9 protein-coding genes and 1 pseudogene are annotated in these 6,000 nt (G+C 65.9%); 4 read left to right on the top strand and 6 right to left on the bottom strand.

Going from position 1 to position 6,000, the window contains the following annotated elements; all coding sequences use genetic code 11:
• Nucleotides 1-180: 180 nt before the first annotated feature.
• Nucleotides 181-554 (top strand): annotated as a pseudogene (locus tag ON20_RS39385) (DUF4158 domain-containing protein); the annotation flags it as partial.
• Nucleotides 555-1,037: 483 nt separating this feature from the next.
• Nucleotides 1,038-1,679 carry a Tn3 family transposase gene (locus tag ON20_RS39390; protein WP_438803450.1) on the top strand — a complete coding sequence of 214 codons (642 nt, stop codon included), beginning with the start codon at nt 1,038-1,040 and terminating at the stop codon, nt 1,677-1,679.
• 65 nt (nt 1,680-1,744) lie between these two features.
• Here ON20_RS39390 and ON20_RS39395 read toward each other — a convergent pair whose 3' ends face one another.
• From ON20_RS39395 to ON20_RS27935, 3 genes are all read right to left on the bottom strand, one after another.
• Complete coding sequence (locus ON20_RS39395) at nt 1,745-2,161, bottom strand: hypothetical protein (RefSeq protein WP_245547532.1); 417 nt, start codon at nt 2,159-2,161, stop codon at nt 1,745-1,747.
• Nucleotides 2,158-2,520: an alpha/beta fold hydrolase gene (locus ON20_RS39400; RefSeq protein WP_245547533.1), complete on the bottom strand. Its 363-nt coding sequence runs from the start codon at nt 2,518-2,520 to the stop codon at nt 2,158-2,160. The genes ON20_RS39395 and ON20_RS39400 overlap by 4 nt, the downstream gene beginning before the upstream one ends.
• A gap of 112 nt (nt 2,521-2,632) precedes the next feature.
• Complete coding sequence (locus ON20_RS27935) at nt 2,633-3,148, bottom strand: nuclear transport factor 2 family protein (RefSeq protein ID WP_051163502.1); 516 nt, start codon at nt 3,146-3,148, stop codon at nt 2,633-2,635.
• Between the two features lie 51 nt (nt 3,149-3,199).
• Between ON20_RS27935 and ON20_RS27940 the strand changes: the two genes are divergently transcribed.
• Together ON20_RS27940 and ON20_RS27945 are read left to right on the top strand one after the other, a co-directional pair.
• Complete coding sequence (locus tag ON20_RS27940; RefSeq protein WP_040840517.1) at nt 3,200-3,847, top strand: winged helix-turn-helix transcriptional regulator; 648 nt, start codon at nt 3,200-3,202, stop codon at nt 3,845-3,847.
• On the top strand, nt 3,844-4,596 hold the full coding sequence (locus ON20_RS27945) for a hypothetical protein (protein WP_040840519.1): 753 nt from the start codon (nt 3,844-3,846) through the stop codon (nt 4,594-4,596). The genes ON20_RS27940 and ON20_RS27945 overlap by 4 nt, the downstream gene beginning before the upstream one ends.
• A gap of 188 nt (nt 4,597-4,784) precedes the next feature.
• On the opposite strand, the gene ON20_RS39405 is transcribed toward ON20_RS27945, so the two are convergent.
• From ON20_RS39405 to ON20_RS33550, 3 genes are all read right to left on the bottom strand, one after another.
• The gene (locus tag ON20_RS39405) at nt 4,785-5,078 is read right to left on the bottom strand and encodes a tyrosine-type recombinase/integrase (protein WP_245547534.1); all 294 of its coding nucleotides are present in this window, start codon (nt 5,076-5,078) and stop codon (nt 4,785-4,787) included.
• Nucleotides 5,079-5,101: 23 nt separating this feature from the next.
• Nucleotides 5,102-5,359 (bottom strand): site-specific integrase, encoded by a 258-nt coding sequence (locus tag ON20_RS39410; protein WP_245547535.1) that lies wholly within the window; start codon nt 5,357-5,359, stop codon nt 5,102-5,104.
• 78 nt (nt 5,360-5,437) lie between these two features.
• Nucleotides 5,438-5,704 (bottom strand): hypothetical protein, encoded by a 267-nt coding sequence (locus tag ON20_RS33550; RefSeq protein ID WP_051163503.1) that lies wholly within the window; start codon nt 5,702-5,704, stop codon nt 5,438-5,440.
• Nucleotides 5,705-6,000 lie beyond the last annotated feature (296 nt).

The raw sequence follows: 6,000 nt of genomic DNA on the forward strand, positions 1-6,000 counted from the left end.
GCCGCGCCATCCTGGCCCGGCATGCCGAAGGCCAGTCCCTGCACGAGACCGCCCACGGCGTCTCGACCGGTTCGCTGATTGGTGAGTATTGTTGCGGCGGGGGTGGTTTCATGAGCGGCTGTGCGGGATGAGGGTGCGACGCCGGGGTATGGCCAGTTCGGAGTTCTGACGCGGGTTGAGCTGGAACGGTTTTTCCATCTCGACGACCAGAACCATGAGCTGATCGCTCAGCGCCGTCGCGACAGCAATCGCTTGGGCTTCGCCGTCCAGCTGGTGTCGGTCCGGTACCTGGGATGTTCTTGCCGGATCCGCTGGACGTGCCCGCCGATCTGATCGACTACTTGGCCGAGCAGTTGGGCATCGACGATCCGTCGTGTGTGAAGGCATACACCGACCGCAAGCAGACCCGGTACGACCATCAGGCCGAGATCATCGGCAAGCATGGGCTGACCGAGTTCGCCGATGTCGAGGGCGAGCTGTCGGCGTGGGTGGCTGATCAGGCGTGGATGACCGGCGACGGCCCCCGAGTCCTCATCGCGGGCGCGGTGCGGTGGCTGCGGGAGAAGGACGCGTTGCTACCCGGCGTCACGACGCTGGAGCGGCTGGTCGCCGAGTGTAAGCAAGCCGCTGATCAGCGGCTGTGGGCGCACCTGGCCGGCCAGCTGACCGCCGGGCAGTCCGGGGTGCTGCTTGGGTTGCTGGACACCCGGGAGGAGAACCGCCGCAAGTATGTGGAGCTGGAGCGGCTGCGCGGGGGTGCGTTCGCGCCGTCGTCGACAGGTATGCGCAATGCGCCGGCGCGGGTGCGGGATCTGAACGCGGTGATCCCTGAGTCGGTGGACCTCTCGCAGGTGTCGGCGCGTCGGCTGATCGTTTTGGCGTCGCACGGGTTGACCGGCAAGACCGCGCATCTGCGGCGGATGCGGCCCCAGCGGGAGCGGCTGCCAGCGCTGTTGACCGCGTCTGTGTTCACGTTGCGGGCCAAGGCGGTCGACGACGTGCTCGAGTTGTTCGACCTGCTGATGGTGACGAACCTGATGGCGCGGGCGGAGCGTCAATCGAAGGTGACGCGGATGGTGTCCAGGGACGGGAACCCGACCAGTCTCGGGCAGGCGATCGCCCATTACGGGCGGGTCTTCAAGACCCTGCACATTCTGCGCATGGCTGACGACGAGCCGTACCGGCGAGAGGCCAAGGCGCAGTCGAATCTTCAGGAGGGCCGCCACGACCTGGGCCGTGCCATCTTCCACGGCCGCAAGGGCGAGATCACCCGTGGTTATCTCGACGGCATGGAGAACCAGCTCTCGGCGCTGGGCCTCATTTTGAACTGCGTCGTGCTGTGGAATTCGGTGTACCTGGACCGTGCGCTCGACGAGCTGCGTGCCCAGGACTATCCGGTCCGCGACGAGGACGCCACCCGCCTGTCGGCGTTCGTCCGCAACACCTCCGGCTCGAAGGCCACTACAGCTTTCACCTGCCGGATTTCGGCGGCGGCCATCGACCACTACGTGATCCGGACGCTACGGACGAGGACGACTGAACTACACCATCGCCCTGCTGGGCGGGAACCCGTCTCACCGTTGACCACGACACCACGGCCTGGGAAAGATACACATCGATCAATCCACCTCGAACCACAGTGTCCGCGACAGCTACTCGCAAGAATCTCCGGACTGTAACAACTTCTCAGCCGAAGTGAGCGGGTCGTGTTCGAGCTTGGCCCACCAGGCCCCGATCGCTTCGCTCAGCTCTTGTGGCGCGTCCGACTGCAGGAAGTGCCGACTCCGTGGAGCACCGCAGTAGTGTGGTTGGGAAGCCTCGCCTCCCAGCGTTCACGCTCCTTATCGCCGAAGGCGATGTCGGTGTCGGCCCACATGATGAGTGTGGGCAGCTGCTCGAGGACCCTCAGGCGGTCGGCGACGTCGGTGAGAAACGTGCGACTGCCGATGATTGCGCCCGCAAGGACTGCGCTGGCTTGGCGGCGATCCGGGGTGGGCAGGGCGGCGCGGTAATGAGCCATTTCGGTCGCGGATGGCTTCCTACGCTCGTGTCCGGCAGGAATGAGGGCGTTGACGAACAGATTGAACCTCCTGATGAGCTCGCGCCCGGCCGGTCCTCCCATGAGGCGGGAGGCCAGTTCGGCGCGCAGGTCGCCGTTCATCGGCCACGCCCATGTGTTGGCCAGGACAAGGCGTTCGAACTTGTCCGGTCGCTGCTGGACCGCGTGCAAACCGATCGGGCCGCCCAGTCGTGTGCAACCAGTGTCGCCTGCGACAGGCCCAAGCGGTCCAGGAAGGACACGACCACGTCGGCATGTTCCTCGGGCAGGTGCCGGTAGCCGGGTGCTGCGACCGACAGACCGAACCCTGGATAGTCGAGGGCGATGCAACGGAACCGATCCCGCAGGGAGTCGATGACCTGGCGGTATACGAAAGACCACGTCGGATTGCCGTGCAACATCAGCAGGGTCGGTCCCGAACCCTCATCGATGTAGTGAACGACGTGCCCGTCCAGCTCCACGAAGCGGCTCTCGAAGGGAAACGACTCGCGTCCACCCACGACGGGCGTGCGGGCTGCTGGGTCGTCATGTCCGGGCCTCCTCGGATCCTGCTCGATTGCGGCAACGATGTGGTTAGAGGAATGCGGGCACAAAACGGTCGGCGGTGCGTATCGCGAAGGCGAGCGGCCGGGCGAGGCTCGCCGAGAGCGTGCCTTTCAGGCGTCCCCGGCGCCTGGCCGACACCCGCGGCGGGAGCGCCGCGAACAGCGTCGCCAGCCCTGGCAGCGCACGGACGAAGACCGTGTAATCAACGATCTGTCCGTGTTCGTTGCAGCGCACCAGATTCATGGCCTCGAGTTCCACGCCGCGAACGCGCGCACGGAACGAGAACGATCCCGTGTCACCGACCGCGAGCGGTTCGCTGGTGCCGAGGTCGTCGAGGACGGCGAAGATGTCGCGATGCAGCTCCACAACCTCCTGCCTGCCCTCGAACCGTAGCCGCATCGTCATCGGGGAGTGAAACACGACATCGGGCGCCAACACCTCGGCAATCGCATCAGCATCGCCGCTTTCCCCGGCAGCATGCAAAGCGGCGAGCGCCGCTGAGACCGGCGTGGCGGAACCGGCGGCAGGACCGGAGACCGGCATGGGAACCCTTTCGGGAGACACCTCGGATGTTGCTTGATAAAATCAAGTCTTATGGAAGAAGTCAAGCAGAAATCGGTGCGCTCCTACGGGCAGTTCTGCGGTTTGGCGCGCGCACTCGACGTCGTGGGCGATCGCTGGAGCCTGCTGATCGTCCGTGAGATTCTTCCCGGCCCGCGGCGCTACGGCGAACTCGTGGCCTCGCTGGGCGGGATAGCCACCAACCTGCTCACCGACCGCCTCCGGAGCCTGGAGTCCTCCGGAGTGGTCGAGCGGCGTCCGGGCCGGATCAGCGGCGTCGTGTACGCCCTGACACCATGGGGTGAGGAGCTGCGTGAAACGATCGAGGCGCTCGTCCGCTGGAGCTTCCCGCTGATGACCAGCGGCCGAGGCGGCGACGCCTTCCAGCCTCGCTGGCTGGCGGTCGCACTCGAAGCGCTGCTCCGCGGAAAGACGGCAGAGCCGCCGGCCGAGCTGGGTATCGAGGTTGCCGGCCTGTTCATGACCTTGCGAATCGACAACCACGGTCCCCATGTGATCGTTCAGCCCGACCAGCGGCCCGACACGATTCTCGAAGCGGAGCCGGAGACGGTCCTGGGGCTGGCCGCCGGTGCGATCACCCTCGACCAAGCACTCTCCTGGGCGAGCGTCCACGGCGATCCGAGCGTCCTCACCACGGTGCTGGCCGGGGCACAGACATGAACGAGCGAACACCAGACGCAGCCGGGCTGCTCGACGAGGTCCTCACCGCCCATGGCGGCCTCGAGCGGTGGCGGGCCGTGACCGCCCTCACCGCCCACGGACGATTCGGCGGTCTCCTGCGCTCACGCTTTCCCGGAAACCGGATGGCCGAGGTGACCGTGCGGGTGCAGTTGGCGCAACAGCACGCCGTCTTTCACGGCTTCCCGCAAGCCGACCAGCAAGCGGTATTCGATCGAGGCGACGTACGGATCGAGACCCGCGATGGCGAACCGATCAGTGCCCGGCGTAACGCCCGCGCCGCCTTCGCCGGGTTCAACGGCCTGCGTCGCAACCTCCGCTGGGACGCGCTCGACGCCGCGTACTTCGCCGGATACGCATTCTGGAACTACCTGTCGACACCCCTGCTTCTGACATGGGAAGGAGTCGCCATCACCGAAGGCGATACCTGGCCGGAGGCAGGACAGCAGTGGCGGCGCCTCGAGGTCCACTTCCCGCCGGACCTCCACACCCACTCCCGGCACCAAACCTTCTACATCGACGCTGCTGGCCTGATCCGCCGACACGACTACGTTGCCCACCCAATCGGTCGGTGGGCGCACGCGGCCCACTACTGCAGCGCCCACCAACGCTTCGCTGGACTCGTCTTCCCCGCACGCCGACGGGTGCTCCCACAGGGACCCGGCGGCCGAACTCTCCCCCATCCGATCCTCGTCGCACTCGACATCGACAACATCGAGACCGAGACATGACCGCAATCCGCTCCACTTCGGGTCAGGGGGCGAACTCTTTCTCGTTGAGGTCGTGAATCACTTGTCGCACATGAGTGGTCGACGCCTTGCAGACGGGGGCGTTTCCATCGAATCTGCGGGATATGCCGGAGCCGATCCTGTTGCTCGGCTCCGGCATATCCCGCAGCCGAACTCGGGGCCCGAACCGCTCAGCACCGCCGCCGGGCGGCGTGGTCGGTCTGAGCCTGCCACCGAATCAGCGCCTCCGCGGACGGCCGTGAGTACTTGCCCAGCGACCGCACCGCGGTGTGCCCGCTCATTCGCATCAGCATCGGCGTCGACGCCCCATCCTCGGCGGCGTGCGTGAGCTTCGAATGACGCAGCTGATGCAGCGTGAACGGTCCGCGGCCGAAGTTACTGGTGTGATGCTCGAACAACTCGGCCGCCCGCCGGTACGACAACCGCGCGCGCAACGTGGACGGGTTGATATCGCCCACGGCCACAACGGGTTTCGCCTTGCGGTCAGTCAGAAAACTGGTCCCTTCTTCCGCCCTGCCAGCAGCCTCGGCAGCAGACGCGCGGTACCGGTTTGCCAGGCGACCACATCCCTGGCCCCACCCTTGCGGGTGACCGTGCCGCATCGGTTCGCCATGTCCAGCTTCGGGATGTCGAACAGCAGCAGTTCGTCAGCGCGGGCGGCCGTCTCGTACAGCATGGTCCACAGCACCCGCTCCCGCAGCGGCACATCCTTCGCCAGCAGCCGGGCAACCTCGTCACGGGTCATCGCCCGCGAGTGATCCGGCGGCACCTTCCACGGCACCAACCGAACCAGCGGATCACCAACCAGCCATTGCTGCTTGCGTCAGTACTCGCACGCCCCGCGCAGCGAGGCAAGGCGCACGTTGAACGTCTGCGCCGACCGACCGCCCCACTTGAAGGTGAACCAGCCGCCGCCCCGCTCGGCCTCCAACAGACCCACATCGGAGTCGGTGCCGAAATCACGCACAAGCTGATTGAGGGCAATCGCGTAGCCGCGGCGGGTGTTGGTGCTTGGGATCGTCGCAAGGTAGTCGGCCACCGCATCCTTGAGCCGCACACTCCGCACCGGCAGCGCCCGCACCTGTCCCACGATCAGTCCTTCTGCCAAGTCTCCGGCCCCCGATCGGCGCTACCGCAGATAATCTACGGAGTGGCCCCGCTCGCGGCGGGGTATAGCGCCAGCTCGCCACCGATATTACCGCAGATAATACGCTATTGTCTGCGGTAACTGCTTAGCGCGACTTTTCGCGGATTTGGGCAGAGCATGAGGTCCGTACGACCGAAATCCCATGCTGTGCAAACAATCTCGCGAGCAGTGAGGTGTCAGATACCGCTTAGCGCGACTTTTCTCGTCGCTGGGCCCTACATGCCGAAACGAGGCGGGTG

It is taken from the genome of Nocardia brevicatena NBRC 12119 (assembly GCF_000308495.1).
In the GTDB taxonomy this organism is placed as follows: Bacteria; Actinomycetota; Actinomycetes; order Mycobacteriales; family Mycobacteriaceae; genus Nocardia; species Nocardia brevicatena.